The 17890-nt window shown below is 48.1% G+C and carries 23 protein-coding genes and 1 pseudogene; 6 read left to right on the top strand and 18 right to left on the bottom strand.

Translation table 11 applies throughout. The features are described from left to right. Window positions 1-9: 9 nt before the first annotated feature. Window positions 10-336, bottom strand: a complete 327-nt coding sequence (locus tag COV06_00890) for a hypothetical protein (protein ID PIR47942.1) — start codon at window positions 334-336, stop codon at window positions 10-12. A 56-nt stretch (window positions 337-392) separates the two neighbouring features. Then, entirely contained in the window at window positions 393-803 is a 411-nt protein-coding gene (locus tag COV06_00895; GenBank protein PIR47943.1) for a hypothetical protein, read from the bottom strand. Window positions 804-899: 96 nt separating this feature from the next. Here COV06_00895 and COV06_00900 point away from each other — a divergent pair, with 96 nt between their 5' ends. Genes COV06_00900 through COV06_00925 form a run of 6 tightly spaced genes read left to right on the top strand, consistent with a single transcriptional unit; the run spans window position 900 to window position 6308 of the window. Beyond that, on the top strand, window positions 900-2297 hold the full coding sequence (locus tag COV06_00900; GenBank protein ID PIR47944.1) for a hypothetical protein: 1398 nt from the start codon (window positions 900-902) through the stop codon (window positions 2295-2297). Then, window positions 2263-3090, top strand: a complete 828-nt coding sequence (locus tag COV06_00905) for a hypothetical protein (GenBank protein ID PIR47945.1) — start codon at window positions 2263-2265, stop codon at window positions 3088-3090. The genes COV06_00900 and COV06_00905 overlap by 35 nt, the downstream gene beginning before the upstream one ends. A 6-nt stretch (window positions 3091-3096) precedes the next feature. Further along, complete coding sequence (locus tag COV06_00910; GenBank protein ID PIR47946.1) at window positions 3097-4704, top strand: hypothetical protein; 1608 nt, start codon at window positions 3097-3099, stop codon at window positions 4702-4704. A gap of 8 nt (window positions 4705-4712) precedes the next feature. Beyond that, window positions 4713-5198 carry a peptide deformylase gene (gene def, locus COV06_00915; GenBank protein ID PIR47947.1) on the top strand — a complete coding sequence of 162 codons (486 nt, stop codon included), beginning with the start codon at window positions 4713-4715 and terminating at the stop codon, window positions 5196-5198. A gap of 3 nt (window positions 5199-5201) precedes the next feature. Then, the gene (locus COV06_00920) at window positions 5202-5390 is read left to right on the top strand and encodes a hypothetical protein (protein ID PIR47948.1); all 189 of its coding nucleotides are present in this window, start codon (window positions 5202-5204) and stop codon (window positions 5388-5390) included. A gap of 3 nt (window positions 5391-5393) precedes the next feature. Beyond that, on the top strand, window positions 5394-6308 hold the full coding sequence (locus COV06_00925) for a methionyl-tRNA formyltransferase (GenBank protein ID PIR47949.1): 915 nt from the start codon (window positions 5394-5396) through the stop codon (window positions 6306-6308). Here COV06_00925 and COV06_00930 read toward each other — a convergent pair. The 16 genes and pseudogenes from COV06_00930 to COV06_01005 all read right to left on the bottom strand — a co-directional run bounded on the left by COV06_00930 (window position 6289) and on the right by COV06_01005 (window position 17843). Next, on the bottom strand, window positions 6289-6672 hold the full coding sequence (locus COV06_00930; GenBank protein PIR47950.1) for a hypothetical protein: 384 nt from the start codon (window positions 6670-6672) through the stop codon (window positions 6289-6291). The genes COV06_00925 and COV06_00930 overlap by 20 nt on opposite strands. Before the next feature lies 1 nt (window position 6673). Beyond that, on the bottom strand, window positions 6674-6895 hold the full coding sequence (locus tag COV06_00935; GenBank protein ID PIR48100.1) for a hypothetical protein: 222 nt from the start codon (window positions 6893-6895) through the stop codon (window positions 6674-6676). 39 nt (window positions 6896-6934) lie between these two features. Next, entirely contained in the window at window positions 6935-7318 is a 384-nt protein-coding gene (locus COV06_00940; GenBank protein PIR47951.1) for a hypothetical protein, read from the bottom strand. Window positions 7319-7451: 133 nt separating this feature from the next. After that, on the bottom strand, window positions 7452-8987 hold the full coding sequence (locus COV06_00945; GenBank protein PIR47952.1) for a hypothetical protein: 1536 nt from the start codon (window positions 8985-8987) through the stop codon (window positions 7452-7454). 9 nt (window positions 8988-8996) lie between these two features. Continuing rightward, window positions 8997-9695 (bottom strand): hypothetical protein, encoded by a 699-nt coding sequence (locus COV06_00950; protein PIR47953.1) that lies wholly within the window; start codon window positions 9693-9695, stop codon window positions 8997-8999. Next, window positions 9692-10744 (bottom strand): hypothetical protein, encoded by a 1053-nt coding sequence (locus COV06_00955; GenBank protein PIR47954.1) that lies wholly within the window; start codon window positions 10742-10744, stop codon window positions 9692-9694. The genes COV06_00950 and COV06_00955 overlap by 4 nt, the downstream gene beginning before the upstream one ends. Then, complete coding sequence (locus tag COV06_00960) at window positions 10741-12168, bottom strand: hypothetical protein (GenBank protein ID PIR47955.1); 1428 nt, start codon at window positions 12166-12168, stop codon at window positions 10741-10743. Before COV06_00960 ends, COV06_00955 begins: the two co-directional genes overlap by 4 nt. Before the next feature lie 77 nt (window positions 12169-12245). After that, window positions 12246-12647, bottom strand: coding sequence for a 30S ribosomal protein S9 (locus tag COV06_00965; protein PIR47956.1), 402 nt, complete (start codon window positions 12645-12647; stop codon window positions 12246-12248). A 1-nt stretch (window position 12648) separates the two neighbouring features. Further along, window positions 12649-13005, bottom strand: a complete 357-nt coding sequence (gene rplM, locus COV06_00970) for a 50S ribosomal protein L13 (protein PIR47957.1) — start codon at window positions 13003-13005, stop codon at window positions 12649-12651. A gap of 1 nt (window position 13006) precedes the next feature. Next, window positions 13007-13357 carry a 50S ribosomal protein L17 gene (locus COV06_00975; protein PIR47958.1) on the bottom strand — a complete coding sequence of 117 codons (351 nt, stop codon included), beginning with the start codon at window positions 13355-13357 and terminating at the stop codon, window positions 13007-13009. Window positions 13358-13361: 4 nt separating this feature from the next. Next, complete coding sequence (rpoA, locus tag COV06_00980) at window positions 13362-14084, bottom strand: DNA-directed RNA polymerase subunit alpha (protein ID PIR47959.1); 723 nt, start codon at window positions 14082-14084, stop codon at window positions 13362-13364. Between the two features lie 9 nt (window positions 14085-14093). Continuing rightward, window positions 14094-14711, bottom strand: a complete 618-nt coding sequence (locus COV06_00985) for a 30S ribosomal protein S4 (GenBank protein ID PIR47960.1) — start codon at window positions 14709-14711, stop codon at window positions 14094-14096. A gap of 3 nt (window positions 14712-14714) precedes the next feature. Beyond that, window positions 14715-15506: pseudogene (locus COV06_00990) on the bottom strand (hypothetical protein). Between the two features lie 2 nt (window positions 15507-15508). Then, window positions 15509-15622: a 50S ribosomal protein L36 gene (locus tag COV06_00995; GenBank protein PIR47961.1), complete on the bottom strand. Its 114-nt coding sequence runs from the start codon at window positions 15620-15622 to the stop codon at window positions 15509-15511. 56 nt (window positions 15623-15678) lie between these two features. Continuing rightward, window positions 15679-15897, bottom strand: coding sequence for a translation initiation factor IF-1 (locus tag COV06_01000; protein PIR47962.1), 219 nt, complete (start codon window positions 15895-15897; stop codon window positions 15679-15681). A gap of 137 nt (window positions 15898-16034) precedes the next feature. Next, complete coding sequence (locus tag COV06_01005; protein ID PIR47963.1) at window positions 16035-17843, bottom strand: alanine--tRNA ligase; 1809 nt, start codon at window positions 17841-17843, stop codon at window positions 16035-16037. Window positions 17844-17890: the final 47 nt, after the last annotated feature.

Below are 17890 nucleotides of genomic sequence, written 5' to 3' on the forward strand. Positions count from 1 at the left end.
CTTCTTTTGCTATCGATTATCTCCGTTTCCATGCAAGACGCCGCGATCTTTGCGGGAGAGAAGTTTTTGTAAATTACGGTCGGCGAGTTCGTCTAATGTTATGTTGAGCTCCGTGGCTAGGTTAGAAATGTACCAAAGGACGTCTCCCAGTTCCTTTACGATTTCTTGTTGCTGTTCGTCCGTCATCTCTTCCCCGCCTCTGAGGATTTTTTTTACCTTTTCTGCCACCTCACCCGCTTCTCCTACGAGGCCGAGGGTTGGGTAGACGTAATTTGATCCTAAATCAGGGTAAATGGCCGTTGTGCGCGCTGTTGTTTGATAATCGTTGAATGTCATAGTAGGGGCAGTATACACCCAAACGTGGAGAAAAAAATTGTGCGCCGAGCAGAGGCTCAGCGCAGGTCGTGTACTTCCAGCTTCATGGTGAGGCCGATCACCTCTCCAAGAGCTTTGAGTTGTGCAAAAAGCCCCAGTAGATCAATCTCGCCACGCACGAATTCCAGGATGATCCTGTGGACGTTCTTGTACCAGTCGTTCAGGGTTCCGTCGTCCGGCAGCTTGAACGTGTCCCGGAACGCCGTCCACTGCCCCGCGGCGTCCTTGAAGAACTTGCGAGTGCCGTGCTGTTCTGGCCCGTAAGCCAGCATCCCTAGCTGCGCCGTGAGCCGACCCTGGACCGTGAGCGGATCAATACAGTCCGATCGGAAATCGCGGGCCAGAGAGACCTCTCCCGGCTTGTCCATGCACAACATGAGCTGACGTCCGTTCCCATCCCATATCCGAATTACTGACGTTGGTGGCATGCGCACCTCCTTCTGCCCTAACGTATGCGATTTCCTCCCACTTGTCAATAAACGTTCGTTCTTTCTTGCAAATTTGATATCTGGTAGAATAACGCCATGAGCCAATCCAAAGAGAAGAAATCTTTTAGAACACTCGGGGTCTTATGTGCGATCCTGCTCACGCCTGTATTAAGCGTGTCTGCAGCCGAGTTTGATCCCAATTTTATTATTTCCGATCGTGACATGACCAATAAGAGTGTTATGTCGTTAGACGCCGTGCAAGCATTTTTAGTAGACAAACGTGGTGCGCTTGGAAGCTATGTCGCCCAAGATTTGGACGGCGTTTCTAAACGCGCGTCAGATATTATTTATCGCGTGTCACAAGAATTTTTGTTGAATCCACGCTTTTTGCTCGTCATGCTGCAAAAGGAGCAATCACTTGTGACGGATCCCACGCCGAAACAAGGTCAATACGATTGGGCTACAGGGTATGCCGTGTGTGACGCGTGTAATGTAAATGCGAGCGGTGTCTCTCGCTACAAGGGATTTGCAAAGCAAGTAGACAGTATGGCGCAACAGTTTCGACTAGGGTATTTACCTGCGTTGGAGGAGCTCGGCGAAACACAGACACGATTAGCACCTGGCCGTGAGACAACAATCGACGGTCGCACAGTCACTCCGGTCAACAACGCCACTGCGGCTCTCTATACCTATACGCCTCATATTGAGGGAAACCAAAACTTTTGGCGGATTTGGAACACGTGGTTTGATACGGCGGATTATCCGTCCGGTACACTGTTGCGAGATATTCAGGATGGATCAATATGGTTGATTAAGTTCGGCCGACGTCGACACATTGCAAGTCAGGCCATTTTAGCGTCGTTTTACGATCCGGCCTCCGTGATCGAGGTGGATCACGGTACGATTTTGGCGTACGAGGAAGGTAAGGCAATTGCGTTCCCAAATTACTCACTGGTGCGTGTTGAAACGGGTGATGTCTATTTGCTCGTTAATGATTCAAAACGACGGTTTATCTCACTGAGCGATATTGCGCGATTTGGCTATGCACCAGAGGAAGTAATTGACGCACAGGAGGCGGACCTTGCGGATTATCAAATGGGCACATCTATCTCTTACGACACGGCGTATCCGCAAGGGGCCGTGTTACAACATCCGGAAACAAAATCCCTTTTCTATGTATTGAACGGTGTCCGTCATGCCATTGTATCCGAGGATATCCTTAAAGCACGCTATGCGAGCTGGCGTGTACGTCCATCAACGATTGAGGAACTTGCAAGTTATTCGGAGGGCGCGGCTATTACATTTCCCGATGGCACACTGGTGATGGTAGACGGTAACCCAACGGTATATGTGATCTCAGACGGCAAGCGCCGACCAATCATTAGTGAGGACACGTTCTTGGGGCTTGGCTACAAGTGGGAACATATTATTCGAACAACACCCGCTTCCGTAGAGGTACATGCGCCGGGAATGTTACTTAGTATTACGCAGTAGTATGTTGAATTACGCAGCCATTATTCCCCACCCACCCTTTGCCATTGAGGGGTTAAAACAAAGTCAAACGGATGTTTTGAAGGATACGATTCATGCCATTAAGTCAGTTGGAGAGGATCTAATGGCACTCAATATCGACACCCTTGTTTTATTAACGATTCATGGTGAACGCTATGAGCGGGCGCTTGGTATCGCATTGCATGACCCAAACGTTGCAAGTTTAAAGGAGTTTGGCGACCTGCGGGACGATGTTATTTTTCCGCCAGACATGCGCCTTGCCGACAAGATCCAACGCGCCGTTCGCCATTCGGATTACCACTCCACAATGACCACAAACGAGACACTCGACCATGCTACATCCGTGCCACTCGTGTTGTTAAAGGAGTACGTCCAGGGCATGCGTGTTTTGCCGCTCACGGCTCCGGTAGATGAACCGCGTGCGATCGTTGGGTTAGGCGAGGTGATTCGACGTGCGATTGATGACAGCACAAAACGTGTGGCCGTGTTGGCGGTGGCGGAGCTCTCTCAGCGTTTGTCGGAGCTTTCCCTTGGTGGAGTTCATCCGCATGCAGCGATGTTTGATGAATCTATTCGAACCGCGCTGGTTGATGGCAACTCTCTTCCCTTGTTAAAACCAACAACAAAAGAACTGGAGGAAATTGGCGGACAAGAACTTGATGCCATTCGCTTGTTCTGGGGGATCCTTGATACAACCGAATGTCGTTTTGAAGAGCGTGCCTACGAGCACCCACTTGGGGTTGGATACCTCACAATAGTTGCACACATAAAATAGTCCAGAATGTACTGTAAGGTCGCACCAATCCGTCGGTTTCCGCGCTCCGTGGAGCCCTATGACTATCAAATTCCGGAGGATCTCACGGTGGACGTGGGATCTTTTGTTGAGGTTCCGTTGCGCAATACGCCCGTGATCGGTATTGTGACGGCTATCATGGACGTGTCCGAGTTTTCTCGTGTGGCTTTTTTAACAAAAATTTTATCGATCCCTGCTCTCTCCACAGAAGACGTGCATTTTTATCAACGCCTTGCCGTTCGCACGTATCAATCACTATCAAGTATTTTGTTTGCCGCTATCCCTTTGCCACCCAAACGCTTTATTCACAAATCGCGGCCGGTGATTGAAAGGGGTTCGTTTGGTATTACGCCACAAGAGGCATTGACTCTCAAGACCTGTCTCACGACGGTAACTGAGTCTCATCATTCCTGTCTTTGCCTGCCAAACGATCGAGTAGGGCTAGGGCTTGTGCTCGCACTTTTAAAAACAACGACGGATCCACTTTTTGTATTGGTGCCGGATGTTCACATGGCCGAAGCGGTGTTGCGTGTCGGTACAATCGTTACAGAAGACTGTAAATTGTTTCTCGCCAAACAATCTAAGACGGAGGCCTATGAGTCTTGGTGCGCTCTGCGTGAAGGAACCTGTCGACTGATTATTTCTACGCGGTCCGGCGCACTCGTTCCCCCGCACGCGTCGACGCGTATTGTTATGTTAGGGTCGGGTGAAGATGATTTTGCACAGTGGGATCAAAATCCGCATTATGATGCGCGATGGTGTCTTGCGACGAGACGCGATACACATAGTAACGCCACCGTAGAGATAGACGTGTTCCCTCGCGTGGAGGACGGAGATGTTACGCTTGATGTTTGGAAGACGCCAGATGTACAGATTGTTGATATGCAGACAGGTGCGCGCTTGTCGGACCATTATTTGCTATCCATCGAGGCCTTGACGCTCATTCGCACAACGGACACGACAAATGCCCCTCTCGTTATTTTTTACAATCGACTACAACGTGCCGATAATGACGCTTATGTTGGTGTAGAGGCACTCGCACAGTTGGTTCGCAAAGAATTTCCAGATAAGTTTGTGCACGTAGTCAACGCACAGACGAATATCCCGGCAAATGGAATCGTGATCGTTACACGGACATTATTGTTTCAATGGGATTATTTGGAACCGCATATGGCGGGACTTATTGTGTTGCGTCCTGAGCATAATCTTATTTATCGTGGGTTTCGATCCTTAGAACAGGCCACGCGGGAGTTACGTCGATTGGTCTCCTTTGCGGCGTCGGCGCATGCTCCTTGTCTGATTCAGGCTCGTGAGCCACACGTAGTGGAGGAAATGTTAGGTCCCACAACGGTGATTCGATCGGAAGAGCTGCATATGCGAAAAACTCTGCACTATCCTCCTTTTGGCGACTTCCATGTGGTGCGTGCAAAGGATCAAGGCTCGCGCGAACTAATTGAATCCTACCGTGTGCAGCACGCAGGTGCCGGTTCTGGGCAAGAGTTAGTGTTGCGAACTGAACCAAACGGGTACATCCCGGAATGGTTGACATGGCCGCCATCTTGCGATATGTTCGTTTCTCCTGATAGCATGGAGTAAAAGAGATAATGATGTTTTGTATGACCGTTCTCACTAACCCAAATCCAGAGTTACGCAAAAAATCTCTCCTCGTGGATGAGGCGCGTTTTGGTACCGAGGAACTTGTAGCCTTTGGCGAGGAATTGAAAGGGGCCATGAAGGAAGATAACGGCATTGGCATTGCCTCGCCGCAGGTAGGCGTTCATGACCGAATTATTGTCGTGGATTTGGACGACACGGGTCCTACGGTGTTTGTGAATCCAAAGATTGTCTCCAGATCACTCTCAAAAATATCATTTGAGGAGGGATGTTTGTCTGTGCCTGGGATTTATGGCATGGTGGAACGTCACAAAAAAGTAAAAGTTAAAGCGCGTACAATCGATGGCCTCCCCGTAACCTTGGAGCTTAAAAATATCATGGCGGTGGTGTTCCAACATGAAATTGATCATTTGGATGGCATTTTATTTATCGACAAAGTCACCTCCTTCACCCACGGTGGGGATGTGGTTGTTTAGGGTATGTCATTCGGTCAACAACAAGAAACAACTGATAATGTTGCAGTTCGAGGAATTTTGAAAGAGCTCACGACCTCGAATGAGCGATCAAGTCAATTAAACAAAGCAATGTTCAAGCTTACGGTTGCGATCGCGGTCCTTACTTTGGTCATAGCGGCGATTGCGATATTGACCTATCTCAAAATCAAATAACCTATGGTTAAAATCGTTTACTTCGGAACGCCGGAGGTATCAACTTACGGATTACAAGCGTTGGTGGACGACGCGCGTTTTGAGGTTGTCGCCGTTGTTACGCAGCCACCAAAACCTGTCGGTCGCAGCGCAACCATTCAAACATCACCCATCCATGCGCTTGCCGGTACACTTGGAATCCGTGTTCTCACCCCAACCAAGGCTAAGGAGATCGAGCCAGAGCTTACCGAGATTGCTGCCGACCTGCACGTAGTGGTGGCGTTTGGTCAGATTTTGCCGCAATCAATCGTCGACTTACCGCCGTATGGAACGCTCAATATCCACCCTTCCCTCCTCCCGCGTTGGCGAGGAGCAGCACCTGTGCCTGCGACCATTTTAGCGGGAGACACGCTTACAGGGGTGTGTATTATGGTCATGGACGCAAAGATGGATCACGGGCCCATTTTGGACGTGTCAGAGCTACCTGTGGACTCTAAAACAACCCAGGAATTGCTGCCAGAACTCATGAATCAGGGTGCGCAACGATTACCAGATGTTGCAAACGACTGGATTCAAGGAATCCTCACCCCACAAGACCAAGATCACGAGGCAGCCACGTTTTGCAAAATGCTCTCACGAGACGATGCACGTATTGACTGGCAACGAGGTTTTGCGTATACGGAACGTCAGGTGCGAGCCTACACGCCCTGGCCCGGTACATGGACGGAGGTAGAAACGCCAAAGGGTTGGCAGCGGATCAAAATCCTTAAGGCGCATGTAGATGCAACGCGCGACGAGGCGATTGTGCTCACAACCACAAATGGCCTTACGTCTATCGGTCAACTCGTATTAGATGAACTTCAATTTGAAAGCAAAACACCCGCCCTCGGGACGGATGTTGCAAAGACACAAAAGGGTCTTACACTTCAGGTTCGGTAATAAAAATGGATTCCAATTTTTTTGCGTTCTGCTCGTCGTAGATTTGATCCGTGATCGCCTCAATCATCTCCCCTTGTAAAAAGCGAATGCGCATAGTGTGGGTGGTGATGACCTGCGCAGAGACTTGGTCTGTTCGGTCGCCAAACCCTGCGCTGTTGGATTCAAAATCCAAATACACATCCCAGCAAGACGAACACCCGCCCTGAATCGCCTCCTTAAGTTGCAAATCGTGTCCGTCAAAAAGATACGTAGGCGCTGTTGTTTCTACCCATACAGTTGCCTCGTTGACATATTTGTTGGGATTTGGCTGACATCCAGCACCTACAAGCAGCAACGCAAGTATTCCAATAAAGAATGGCTTCATACTAACTTTTACGACGTGTAATGCGTGTCACAACGATAGTGACGGCAATCACAAAAATTGTCACCACGACTGCGTAGATCAATTTTGCCAAAATAGAATCAGAGGGTGATGGAAATATTTGCTCAATGAGTGCTTTAATCGCCTCATTCCACGCAAGACCTGCCACGAGTCCAAACGACGCAAGGACGTATCCTGCAATTTTTGTTGAAGCTTCTGCCTGAATGGCGGCAAGCTCTTCTTTTTTTTCTTGTAGCTTCATAAATTATTTTTGTGCGTCTTTTAATACTTGAGAGAACCAGGCGACATCTGTTATCATGCCGGACAATCGCTCCCCATCTTTATCTGCTGTCAACTTCATTGCACGAGTTACATTTGGAAAATACGCGGTTTTGTTGCTGACAACGAGGTTGTAGGCGGTAAGTGTTGGCCGCAGAAGATCCGCAACGCGCGCTCCGCCAAATGGTCCATTGGATACGCCTACTACTGCTACAGGTTTACGACGATATTCCTCGTAGGCTTGATCCATCATGAGTTTAAGCTCCCCAGGGTATCCGTGATTATATTCTGGAGTGACGACAATAAATCCATCGGCGTGACATAGACGGATCTTACGGTTAGCGTGCGTATTTGAGCGTATCGTTAGTATACAACATTACGGATTTGGGTAAGTGTCCGTACCAAATAGCTCGTCGACCTTTCTCCACGCCATGTCGACATTAATCGAGGCGTCTTCCCAGTCCACCTTTTCTATTATAGATTCAACAAGATCAAACAACATACTAGTGATGACGTGTGGTGAGTTGCTTCATTGGTCGCAAGACAGGCATAGCCTTTATGTCCTTTGTCCGTTGTCGAGCGGCTGGATTTGTGCGTGGAACAAGAGCCACGATAATAGCGATCATCCCCCACCCGATTGGGTGATTCAAATAGGGAGAGAACATGTGCGCAATTAGTAATGCAATAAAAGAGAAGAACAATGCCATATAGAGCCAAGTGTGTGCACGGTCCTCGCGAGAGGCGTGCCACAGGTCTGCGGCGATGGCATAGAAGACATACAACAAGATTCCTGTGCCCAACAAGCCAAACTTCACAAGCAAATCAAGCCAGCCCCATTCAAACACATAGGAGGAGACGATATTGGTTCCCTGCCCGTCAATGTAGCGTTGATCCGACGTCTCATAGACAACTTGCGTTCCAAGCCCGTGGCCCATGAGGGGCTCTTGCGCGATACTTGTGAGAAGCGGTCCTAAAAGCTTGCGACGACTGTCCAATGCAATGTCGTCTGTGCCGGTTGCGCGTGATCGCAGTAGCGATCCAAAGATGCTTGTACCAGTGGTCTGAAAAATAGGAACCGCAATAATTATCCACAACAGTGCTACGGCTCCAATCTTTGTAATGACGAGGTCTGGGACACGAGACGCGAGGGTGCGCCATCCTTTTTGCCAAACGATATAAACAACAAATAGGAGAATTGCACATGCAAGTGCAAGCCAGAACGTGCGAGACAAACTCGCGACGATCGCTGCAAACACAACTAGATGGACGTAACGCACGCCGTTCTCACGTGTTTTTTCTGCAAGGAGCATGTAGCTTGCCGACACAAAAAGCGCCGGAACAAGAAACCATTGTGATTGTAAGAAAATGCGGTACACATTTCCCATTTGTAGCGTAATCTCGCCAAGCCGCGTGTCACGAATCCATGTGTAGAGCGGATTTAGAGTTTTTGGGTGAAGGTGACCAAATACGAATAAGAAAAGGAGGGTTTTAAACGTAATAACGACAACGCCGGCGCCCGCGAGCTGCATGAGTCGCTTGCGAGAACGCGCGTCTTGTACCCACACAAACGCCGCCAAGAGATAGCCAATTGCCAGGTATCCGTTAGCATCAAGATACAGAATGCGCAGATCATATCCGGAGAGCAGGCCGCGAATGACACCATATAGCATTAAGCCAACAAGCAGGATTACAGGGAGACGATAGCGTTCTGGAATGGGGTTTCTCCTTGTGCGCGACAAGTGAATCAGCGTCGCGACCATGAGCACGCCAAATAATGCAATACGAAGACCAATACTAATACCCGCAAGCTCAACATTGAGGCTGTGACCGTTAGACGTAGAAATAATCTCGGCCATGGCAATCGGAAACAGCCACTCGGGCTTCCAGACACTTACGCCAATGGCACACACAACAAAGAGACTAAATAGGATTGGTTCAGCGGCTGTATGAAGGACAAAAAAGGACAGAACATCCAAACACAGGAGTCCCGCAACGGTCCATAAGAACGCTTTTCCAGAAAATTGATCAAGAAAGGACATAGAATGCGATCAAATGAGATGATGCTTTGCCTGAATAATACGTCTTGCCGCCTCGTAGGCCTGTACGCGCGAACGAATCCAAGGAAGCCACTTCCATGGGGCGTGGTACCAAGCTTTGGGCATCCAAGAAGAAATTCCCTTCTCCTGCGTAGAAAATCGCATAGATTCTCCCGGTACGTAGAGCCCGTGTCCCCCTTGTTCGGTGATTGTCAGCCAAAGATCCCAGTCTTGAAAACGTAATATTGCGTCGTCAAAACCAGGAAAATTCGATCGTTTGATCAATGCTGACACGTGCACAAAATTCATTTTTCGCAGACGATCCGCATCAAAAGGGCCTGTAATAAAATGCTTGAAACCATAGCGAAAATCTCCGTAAGAAAACGCTGCGTCTGAGGCTATTAGCGCATGCGAGAGTCGAACAAGCGTGTCGGGGTCCAGGTCTGCATCTGCGTCCAAAAAAATGAGTTGATCTCCTTTTGCCTCCAAAAATCCACGGTTGCGTGCAGGATTTCTCCCTTTGTTCTTTTGATGAATAACCGTTATGTTCGGTCGATCTTCATAGGCGGCAAGTAACTCACTCGTTTCATCTGTTGATCCGTCGTTTACAACAATGAGTTCAAACGCTATCCCCTCCTGTTTAAGGACGGACTCAATCGTCTCTCCAAGCGAACTTGCATGATTATAGGTTGGAATAATGACAGAAATCACAGGCCGAGGTTTTGCTTCAGGTCTTCAATCATAGCACGTGAGGTTCTTACGTGCTCGCGTGCGTTATCTCCTAGTGTTTTTCGTAATTCCTCATTATGGAATAGCGTTGTCATGGCGTCGATAAGTTCTTGATCTGAATTGACCAAAATGCCCGTCTGACCGTTAATCACTGCTTCGTCGACGCCGGGGATATTGGAAGCAATTGAAGGGATACCAAATTGCGCTGCTTCGTGATAGACAATTCCAAATCCTTCACGATCAAGCGCTGTCGTGACGGTCGGTAAGACAAATAGTTGACTCGTTTTATACGCATACTGGATTTGCTCATCCGTTGGATCAACCGTCAGCGTCACAAGATCCTCCATTCCAAGATCAATGATCATACGCTCGAGTTCTTGTTTGAATGGACCGTCTCCGCCTAGAATAGAATAATGCAGTTGATCGTGGAGGTGTGGAATCAACGTAAGAGCATTGAGGACACGCTGTATCCCCTTCCGTTCTACAAGACGACCAACGGACACAATGCTGAATGTGTTTGAAGAGATTGATTTCGCTGCTTGGACGTAGGGCTGTGGGTGCACAACAAGGGGCTCTACATGAACAAAACGTTCTACTCGCTGTGCAAGAGCGTGTGTATTTGTCACGACCGCGCGCGCCTCTCGAAGCACCTGTCGTGTGATCCATCGTTTCCACATATTACGTGTGGCCAGGTCAAAATCCATCCCATGAAGGACCACAACGTACTCGGTGTTTGTGCGACGCTTATTCATTAAGCAAGCGATGCCAAGCGGTAAGACGTGATGGGTAAATATAAGGTCAACATCACGCTTGGCTAGTTCGTGCACGGCTCCCATCCAGCGTGGCCATTTTTGTTGCATGAATTGCCTGTACTCCACGCTAAACGTTTTGTCACAAACAGACGTTTGAACGTCACCAATATCTGCAACAACGTGCATGCTCGATCCAAAAGCCTCGCAAAATGTATCAATATAGCGTGCAACGCCGCCTGGCATTGGAAGATAGTCGATTGTAATGGTAAGAAATTTCATACGATCATTCCACGTTTTACGTTCCGAAATGATTCAAGGCTGACGGATCGGAAAAGAAATAGACAAGTCACGTAGACAGCGCCTCCGAGTGGAATCGTAAGAATGCCAAGAACGGGTTTTGTGCTCAAAACAACGGTAGCCATACAAAGACCAGACAAAAGTACGGGCCCAATACGTGCAAGGATCGATCGTGCTTCGAGACGAAGTGTTTTACGAACAGCAAAAAGCCCGACAATAAACATGAAGGCAAAACTTAAAAGCGCGGCGGTACTCGCACCTAGAATGCCTAATCGTGGGATCAAAACGATGTTGGCGACGACATTAATAATCATTGTCCAAAACATAATCAACGTTTTTGTCCCTTGTCGATCATCGGCATTTAAAAGTGAACCAATGGGAAAATCGAGGAAAATAAAGAGAAGAACAAATACGAGAAGTTGCAACGGTAAAATCGATCCAAAGTAGGCTGACCCGTAGACAAGTGGCACAATCAGGTCCGCCGTTGTTGCAATACCAAAGACCACTGGCACCGCAAGAAGAGACATATACCAAAGCGCCGAGTGAAACACACTGGTAAGTTGCTCTGTGTCTTTTTTATGGACAAGTGTACTGAGCGTTGGATAAAGCGCGGCCACGAATGCCATTGGAAGGAACTGGAACGCATACGTGAGTTTGTAGGCAATACTGTAGAGCCCTACACCTTCATCGCCCAAAAACCGTTCTAACAAAATCGAGTCTGCTGTAGAATAGACCTTTACAAAAATAGCTGCGAGCGCAAACGGAAGCGCAACACGCAATAATCGTTTAGCTTTTTGACGACTAAACGAGAGTCTAAATGGATGAATCCCCATGCGAGACAGACGCGTGGCAGCAAAAAGGACGTTCCAAAGACTTCCGCCAATTAAGGCAACAATAAGAAAGAGGAGATTTGGTGAGATAATCAAGCTCACGACTCCAATAAGAAGCGTTACGAGTTGCCCAATAAATATACCAATTGATTCTGTTCCGAGCCGGTGGTGACCTCTAAATACGCCGTAAAAGGTAAGGTGAAAGGTATCTAGGACCATTACGAGGCTCGCGGTGTACATGAGTGTCCGTGTGAGCTCGTCGTATCCAAGTGCAAACGAGAGTGCCACAACAATTGCAACTGCCAAGAGACTTAGCCCTAGTTTGAGGCCAATCACGTGCGCCAAGAGTCCTTCTTGCTCATCTGGACGTTTGGCAATATCGCGAATAAGGACAGAAGTAAGACCAAAATCGGCAATCACACCGACCATAGTCGTGAGGGACAGTGCCAAGAAGTACTTCCCTGTAAACTCCACCCCAACCATGCGAGCAATGACGGCAAAATAAAAAAAAGCGACAATCTTTTGACCAATCGATGCGGCAGTAAGATAAGCAGTATTTTTGGCAAGTTGACTCATGGTTGTTTCTGATTGGCTCTATCGTACCGAACTCTGAGTAAATGAGCTAGCAAAAAACTGCCCGAAGGCAGTTTTTGTTATCGCTTTGACCACTGTGGGGCTTTGCGGGCCTTCTTGAGTCCAAATTTCTTTCGTTCTTTAACACGCGCATCTCGTGAAAGCAAACCTTCTGGCTTTAATGTCGCACGAAGATCCGCATCCATTTTGATAAGCGCACGAGCGATTCCAAGCGAGATAGCATCTGCCTGGGCTCGGGTTCCACCTCCAAGGACGCGGACACTGATATCTGCGATATCCTTCAATCCTGCCTTGTCGAGTGCGAGGTTTACACGTTCTTGCCAGGTAAATACAGGAAGATAATCCTTCATCTCTCGGCCATTGATCGTAAACGCTCCTTTTCCTTTTGGATAGACGCGTACCTGTGCAATCGCACACTTTCGACGTCCCAATCCGTAAATATACTTGTTTTCTTCCGCCATATTACTTGATGGTCAATCGTTTCATTCGTTCCGTGCGGAGTCGATTCTTAGGCAGCATACGCAATACAGCGCGTCGCAAGACCTCTCCTGGATCTGCTGCGAACACGTCCATAAGTTTCTGCTGCTTGAGTCCACCTGGATGTCCAGAGTGACGATAATAGATCTTATCCGTCATCTTGTTTCCAGTGATCTTCATCATTTTTGCATGTTCCACATTTACGATCTCGCCTTTATCCCAGTTTGGGACATAGTCGGTACGATTCTTCCCTTGTAGAAGGATGGAAATTTCTGCAGCAAGACGACCTGGAGCTTTTCCCGAGGCGTCGATGGTATGAGTTGTTCGTTCTACCGTTTTCATATTACACAAATGAGATCTCTACCATTTCGGCGCCATCTCCAAGACGACTTCCGATCTTTGTAATACGTGTGTAACCTCCTGGCCGTGTTGCGTATCGAGGTCCAATGATCTCGAGAACCTTATTCACAGCCCCTTCTGTCATAAAGAGCTTCATAAGCTCTCGTCGTGCGTGAAGGGTGCTTTCTTTCCCGCGAGTCACTGCTTTTTCTACAATTGGACGTACAACGCTTGCTTTTGCAGAAGTTGTACGCACTGTCTCGTGTAACACAATGCTTGTTGCGAGATTACGAAGCATCGCTTCACGAGAAGCTTTCTTTCGTCCCAATGTTTTCGTCGTGTTGCGATGTCGCATATACTTATTCGTTGTCAGCTCCTGTCTCAATGGCTGCGGAGGAATCTCCAGTCAACAATGAGAAGTGCTTCATCAAAATCTCCGTAGACGCCTTTACGGCCTCTTCTGGCGAGATCACGCCGTTGGTCTCAATATCGAGAACCACGCGATCGTAGTTTGTAATTTCACCGATACGAACAGGTTCCACGCGGAATGCAATCGCTTTTACCGGGCTGTAGAGGGCATCAAGCTTGATCCAACCTACTTCTGTCTCTTCGCTTGAACGTTCCTCTGTTGGCACATAACCGTAACCAGTTTCTGCAAGTACTTCTAGCTCGAACGTTGTTGTGTCATCCGTGAGTGTTGCAATAACCGCTTCTGGATTCACAATCTCTACATCCGCATTTGCCGCAAAATCCGCAGCCGTTACGGGTCCTTTTCCTTTCTTTGAGAGGCTCAGTCGTACGGGTGTGTCACTAAACACTTTAAGCGCAACCTGTTTGAGATTCATGCGAATCTCGACGCCATCCTCTTTAACGCCATTCATGGTTGTAAACTCGTGTGAAACTCCTGCGATCTTGACTCCTGTCAACGCTCCACCTGGAAGCGAGGAAAGAAGAACGCGGCGTAGGGCATTTCCAATCGTGGTTCCGTACCCATGAAACAGCGGCTCGATCGTAAGGGTTGCACTGTGCGGCTGTTCACCGGGAACGTACGCGATGGTTGATGGATAGACAAATGTGTCCATAGAGAAAGCTTAGCGTGAGTAGAACTCAATGATGAGTGTTGGATCGAATGGTTGGTTGAGATCGTCCCCCTCTGGCTCACTCAAAACCTGTCCAGAACCCTTTTTGACATCTACTGACAACCAGCTAGGAACCGTAACTGTTTCTGCATGCACGAGTAAGTCGGGCATGATTTTCTTGTCTTTCTTTGTATCCTTGAACGCGACAATGTCTCCTGATTTTACCTTGTACGATCGGATGTTGACGGGAATCCCGTTCACCGTAAAGTATTTATGGCTAACCAATTGACGTGCCTGTTGACGTGTCTTTGCAAAACCCATTTTGAGAACAACGTTTTCAAGTCGCAACTCAAGGAGGCGAATAAGGATCACTCCTGTGTCACCATCCGTGCGGATTGCTTTCTTGTAATAGTTGCGGAATTGCTTTTCTCGGAGATCGTACAGAAGTTTTGCTTTCTGCTTCTCACGCAATTGAAGGCCGTAGGTAGAAACACGCTTGCGTGTTTGCTTTGGGCCATGCATGCCAGGACCATAAGGTCGGCGTTGCATGACCTTGGCGATACTCACACTTGGTGACAATGGAATACCTTCTCGTCGGCTCAATTTTCCTAATTTTTTCTTGATGGCCATAGGCTAGAGGCGTCGTGGTTTTGGCGCGCGACATCCGTTGTGCGGTGTTGGCGTTACATCCGTGACAGAGAGAATTGAGAGACCCGACGTGTTCAATGTTCGAACAGCGGAATCTCGTCCTGAACCAATTCCATTAACAGAGACATTGACTTCCTTGACGCCATAAGCAGATGCTTTCTTAACAACGTCTTCTGCGACCTGTGAGGCAGCGTAGGGAGTAGATTTCTTTGGACCTTTGAATCCAAGATGTCCAGAACTGGACCAAGCGAGCGCGTTTCCGTTCAAGTCGGCGATCGTAATGATCGTGTTGTTGTAAGAAGAGTGAATGTGCGCCTGTCCGTGAGGAACTTGACGTGCGACCTTCTTTTTAGCGCGTGACTTTACTGATTTCTTGTTTGCAGCCATAGACTATTTCTTTGCGACGGTTCGTCGACCACTACTTGCCGTCTTTCGTACATTTCCGCGCATGGTGCGGCTATTGGTCTTTGTTCGCTGACCACGTAGCGGAAGACGCTTTGTGTGACGTTCACCACGGTAAGAACCAATGTCCTTTAGCCGCTTAATGTTTCCAAGAATCTCACGACGTAAATCTCCCTCCACATGTCGGTTCTTCTCGAGAACGGTTCGAATCTTTAAAATATCCGCCTCGGCAAGGTCCTTGACACGAAGGGATTCGTCGACTCCGGCTTCTGCCAAAATCTTTTTTGACGTTACAAGCCCCACACCAAAGATATAGGTGAGTCCGATAACGATGCGCTTCTCGCGCGGTAAGTTAACTCCTGCGATTCGTGCCATAGTTATCCTTGTCGTTGCTTATGCTTTGGATTGATACAGATTACACAAACACGGCGATTCCTTCGAATCACCTTACAATTACGGCACATCGGTTTTGTTGAGGCTCGTACTTTCATAGTCTTGCTATTCAGCGAGGAATAGATTTGTTCCAAGGCATTGCCTGGGAGTTCATTTAGAACCGATAGGTCAAGCGACCTTTCGAGAGATCATATGGACTCAGCTCCACTTTCACCTCGTCTCCGGGTAAAATCCGGATACGGAAGCGACGCAGTTTACCGGCAAGATGTGCAGTGACCTCTTGGCCACTTTCGATCACCACTCGGAATTTTGCACCCGGAAGAAGTTCTTCAACAACTCCACGGACTTCAATTGCGTCATTATTCGAACCCATAGTTTGTAACGTGGGTGAGGTTAGCAAATTCTTAACAAATTTGCAGGTGGAGATAACGAGGGGAATTCTAAGGGTTTTCTCTAAATCTGTCAAGGACTTGACCTTTATCTGTCCACAGTGCAGTAAAAACACCTTGTTTATTGGGTTTTCTTACCTTCCCGAGCCTTCACGGCAGTTTTACCTATCACAGCCTTAATGCGACGAATTCCGGACGAGGAAGATTCTTCCTTCAAAATGGCAAACGCCCCCAGGTCGCCCGTGTGTTCCACATGAGGCCCGCCACAGATCTCTCGAGAGAAGACGCCCTGTTCTGCGTCACCCGCGGTATAGACCTTAATTTTGTCGCCCAAAAGCGCGTATTTATCCTCAAAAAGCCCAATTGCCCCGGCATTTTTGGCTTCCTCTACGGTCATCATCTCAAATCCCATCGGAAGATTCGCTTGAATTTGCTCGTTTACAATGCTCTCAACTTCAGCTTTTTGCGCGTCTGTAAGCTTGTCTGGATGTGAGAAATCAAACCTAAGCCTCTCAGAGGTTATGTTGCTTCCCTTTTGCTCCACATGGTCACCCAGCACCATTCTGAGCGCTTTATGAAGCAAATGTGTGGCTGTATGGAGCTTCGTGGTCTCGTCTGAGTGATCTGCCAATCCGCCAGCAAATTTCTGCTCCGCACCAGCCCGCGAGAGGTTTTGGTGGTTGGTGAATTCTGCCTGAAACGTCTCTCGATCCACCTGTTGACCCTTTTCTCGTACAAGCTCTTCTGTTAATTCGATTGGAAATCCGTAGGTTGAGTAAAGAATAAATGCCTCTTCCCCACTCACGTTTTTCCGTGCATCAAAGATTTTTTCAAATTCACGCAAACCTTTTGCAAGTGTTTTGGTAAATTTAGCTTCCTCCGCATTTATCGCATTAATGATCGCCTCGGTCTTATCCGTAAGATCGGGATAGGCGGGCTCAAGTGTATTGATCGCAACACGAGCGATCGACTCAAGAGCTGCCACCTCATTTAGTTGTGAAATTTGGCGTATAGCACGTCTAATCAGTCGTCGTAGAATGTAACCCTGATCTTTGTTGGACGGAAATACACCGTCGGCAACCATCATGACTGACGTCCGTACATGATCCGCAATAATGCGCATGGCTCGCTCGTTATCGGTGTAGGACGCATGTGAAACAGATTCAATCGCCTCGATGATCGGCACAAACAAGTCCGTCTCAAACACGTTTGACTTACCAGTAAGCACCGCTAATGTTCGCTCCAATCCCATGCCTGTGTCGACATTTTGCTTTGCAAGTGGCGTATAGACACCTTCTGGTGATCGATCAAACTGCATAAACACATTATTCCAAATCTCTACCCAAAGGTTATTCTCGGGATCAAACGTATCTGGCACAGCATCCGTACCTGTCCAGTAGAAAATTTCCGTGTCAGGTCCCTGCGGTCCTGAATGTTTACCACCTGCGGGCCACCAGTTATCCTCCTTACCAAGTTTTGCAATGCGACCTTCTGGGATACCGAGTTCAAGCCATTTGTTAAAAGATTTTAGGTCATTGTCGCAATCATCATCCCCTGCAAACACAGAAACCGCAATCCGATCCATGTCAACGTGTAAAACATCCTTGAGCAACTCAAAACTCCACGCGATTGATTCCTGTTTAAAATAGTCGCCAAGAGACCAGTTGCCTAACATTTCAAAAAACGTGAGGTGCGTGTTGTCTCCTACTTCGTCGATATCGCCTGTTCGTACACACTTTTGTACGTCCACGAGGCGTGTTCCGGCAGGGTGTGTCTCCCCTTTTAAATATGGGACGAGCGGATGCATTCCGGCTGTGGTAAAGAGCACAGACGGGTCATTCTCGGGAACTAAAGACGCCGAAGGAATCTCCACGTGTCCCTTGGAGACAAAAAAATCGATATAGGCACGGCGTAATTGATGGGCGGTCATAGGAAATTGATAGTTCTAGAGAAATGCTGGTAGATGGGACAGGACAT

Source organism: Candidatus Uhrbacteria bacterium CG10_big_fil_rev_8_21_14_0_10_50_16, assembly GCA_002774875.1.
In the GTDB taxonomy this organism is placed as follows: Bacteria; Patescibacteriota; Patescibacteriia; order UBA9934; family UBA11717; genus UBA11717.

Excerpts from the sequence above, each read along its gene's own strand:
- COV06_00890 (PIR47942.1), bottom strand. The coding sequence starts at position 336 with ATGACATTCAACGATTATCAAACAACAGCGCGCACAACGGCCATTTAC.
- COV06_00895 (PIR47943.1), bottom strand. The coding sequence starts at position 803 with ATGCCACCAACGTCAGTAATTCGGATATGGGATGGGAACGGACGTCAG.
- COV06_00900 (PIR47944.1), top strand. The coding sequence starts at position 900 with ATGAGCCAATCCAAAGAGAAGAAATCTTTTAGAACACTCGGGGTCTTA.
- COV06_00905 (PIR47945.1), top strand. The coding sequence starts at position 2,263 with ATGCGCCGGGAATGTTACTTAGTATTACGCAGTAGTATGTTGAATTAC.
- COV06_00910 (PIR47946.1), top strand. The coding sequence starts at position 3,097 with ATGTACTGTAAGGTCGCACCAATCCGTCGGTTTCCGCGCTCCGTGGAG.
- def (PIR47947.1), top strand. The coding sequence starts at position 4,713 with ATGATGTTTTGTATGACCGTTCTCACTAACCCAAATCCAGAGTTACGC.
- COV06_00920 (PIR47948.1), top strand. The coding sequence starts at position 5,202 with ATGTCATTCGGTCAACAACAAGAAACAACTGATAATGTTGCAGTTCGA.
- COV06_00925 (PIR47949.1), top strand. The coding sequence starts at position 5,394 with ATGGTTAAAATCGTTTACTTCGGAACGCCGGAGGTATCAACTTACGGA.
- COV06_00930 (PIR47950.1), bottom strand. The coding sequence starts at position 6,672 with ATGAAGCCATTCTTTATTGGAATACTTGCGTTGCTGCTTGTAGGTGCT.
- COV06_00945 (PIR47952.1), bottom strand. The coding sequence starts at position 8,987 with ATGTCCTTTCTTGATCAATTTTCTGGAAAAGCGTTCTTATGGACCGTT.
- COV06_00955 (PIR47954.1), bottom strand. The coding sequence starts at position 10,744 with ATGAAATTTCTTACCATTACAATCGACTATCTTCCAATGCCAGGCGGC.
- COV06_00960 (PIR47955.1), bottom strand. The coding sequence starts at position 12,168 with ATGAGTCAACTTGCCAAAAATACTGCTTATCTTACTGCCGCATCGATT.
- COV06_00965 (PIR47956.1), bottom strand. The coding sequence starts at position 12,647 with ATGGCGGAAGAAAACAAGTATATTTACGGATTGGGACGTCGAAAGTGT.
- rplM (PIR47957.1), bottom strand. The coding sequence starts at position 13,005 with ATGAAAACGGTAGAACGAACAACTCATACCATCGACGCCTCGGGAAAA.
- COV06_00975 (PIR47958.1), bottom strand. The coding sequence starts at position 13,357 with ATGCGACATCGCAACACGACGAAAACATTGGGACGAAAGAAAGCTTCT.
- rpoA (PIR47959.1), bottom strand. The coding sequence starts at position 14,084 with ATGGACACATTTGTCTATCCATCAACCATCGCGTACGTTCCCGGTGAA.
- COV06_00985 (PIR47960.1), bottom strand. The coding sequence starts at position 14,711 with ATGGCCATCAAGAAAAAATTAGGAAAATTGAGCCGACGAGAAGGTATT.
- COV06_00995 (PIR47961.1), bottom strand. The coding sequence starts at position 15,622 with ATGAAAGTACGAGCCTCAACAAAACCGATGTGCCGTAATTGTAAGGTG.
- COV06_01000 (PIR47962.1), bottom strand. The coding sequence starts at position 15,897 with ATGGGTTCGAATAATGACGCAATTGAAGTCCGTGGAGTTGTTGAAGAA.
- COV06_01005 (PIR47963.1), bottom strand. The coding sequence starts at position 17,843 with ATGACCGCCCATCAATTACGCCGTGCCTATATCGATTTTTTTGTCTCC.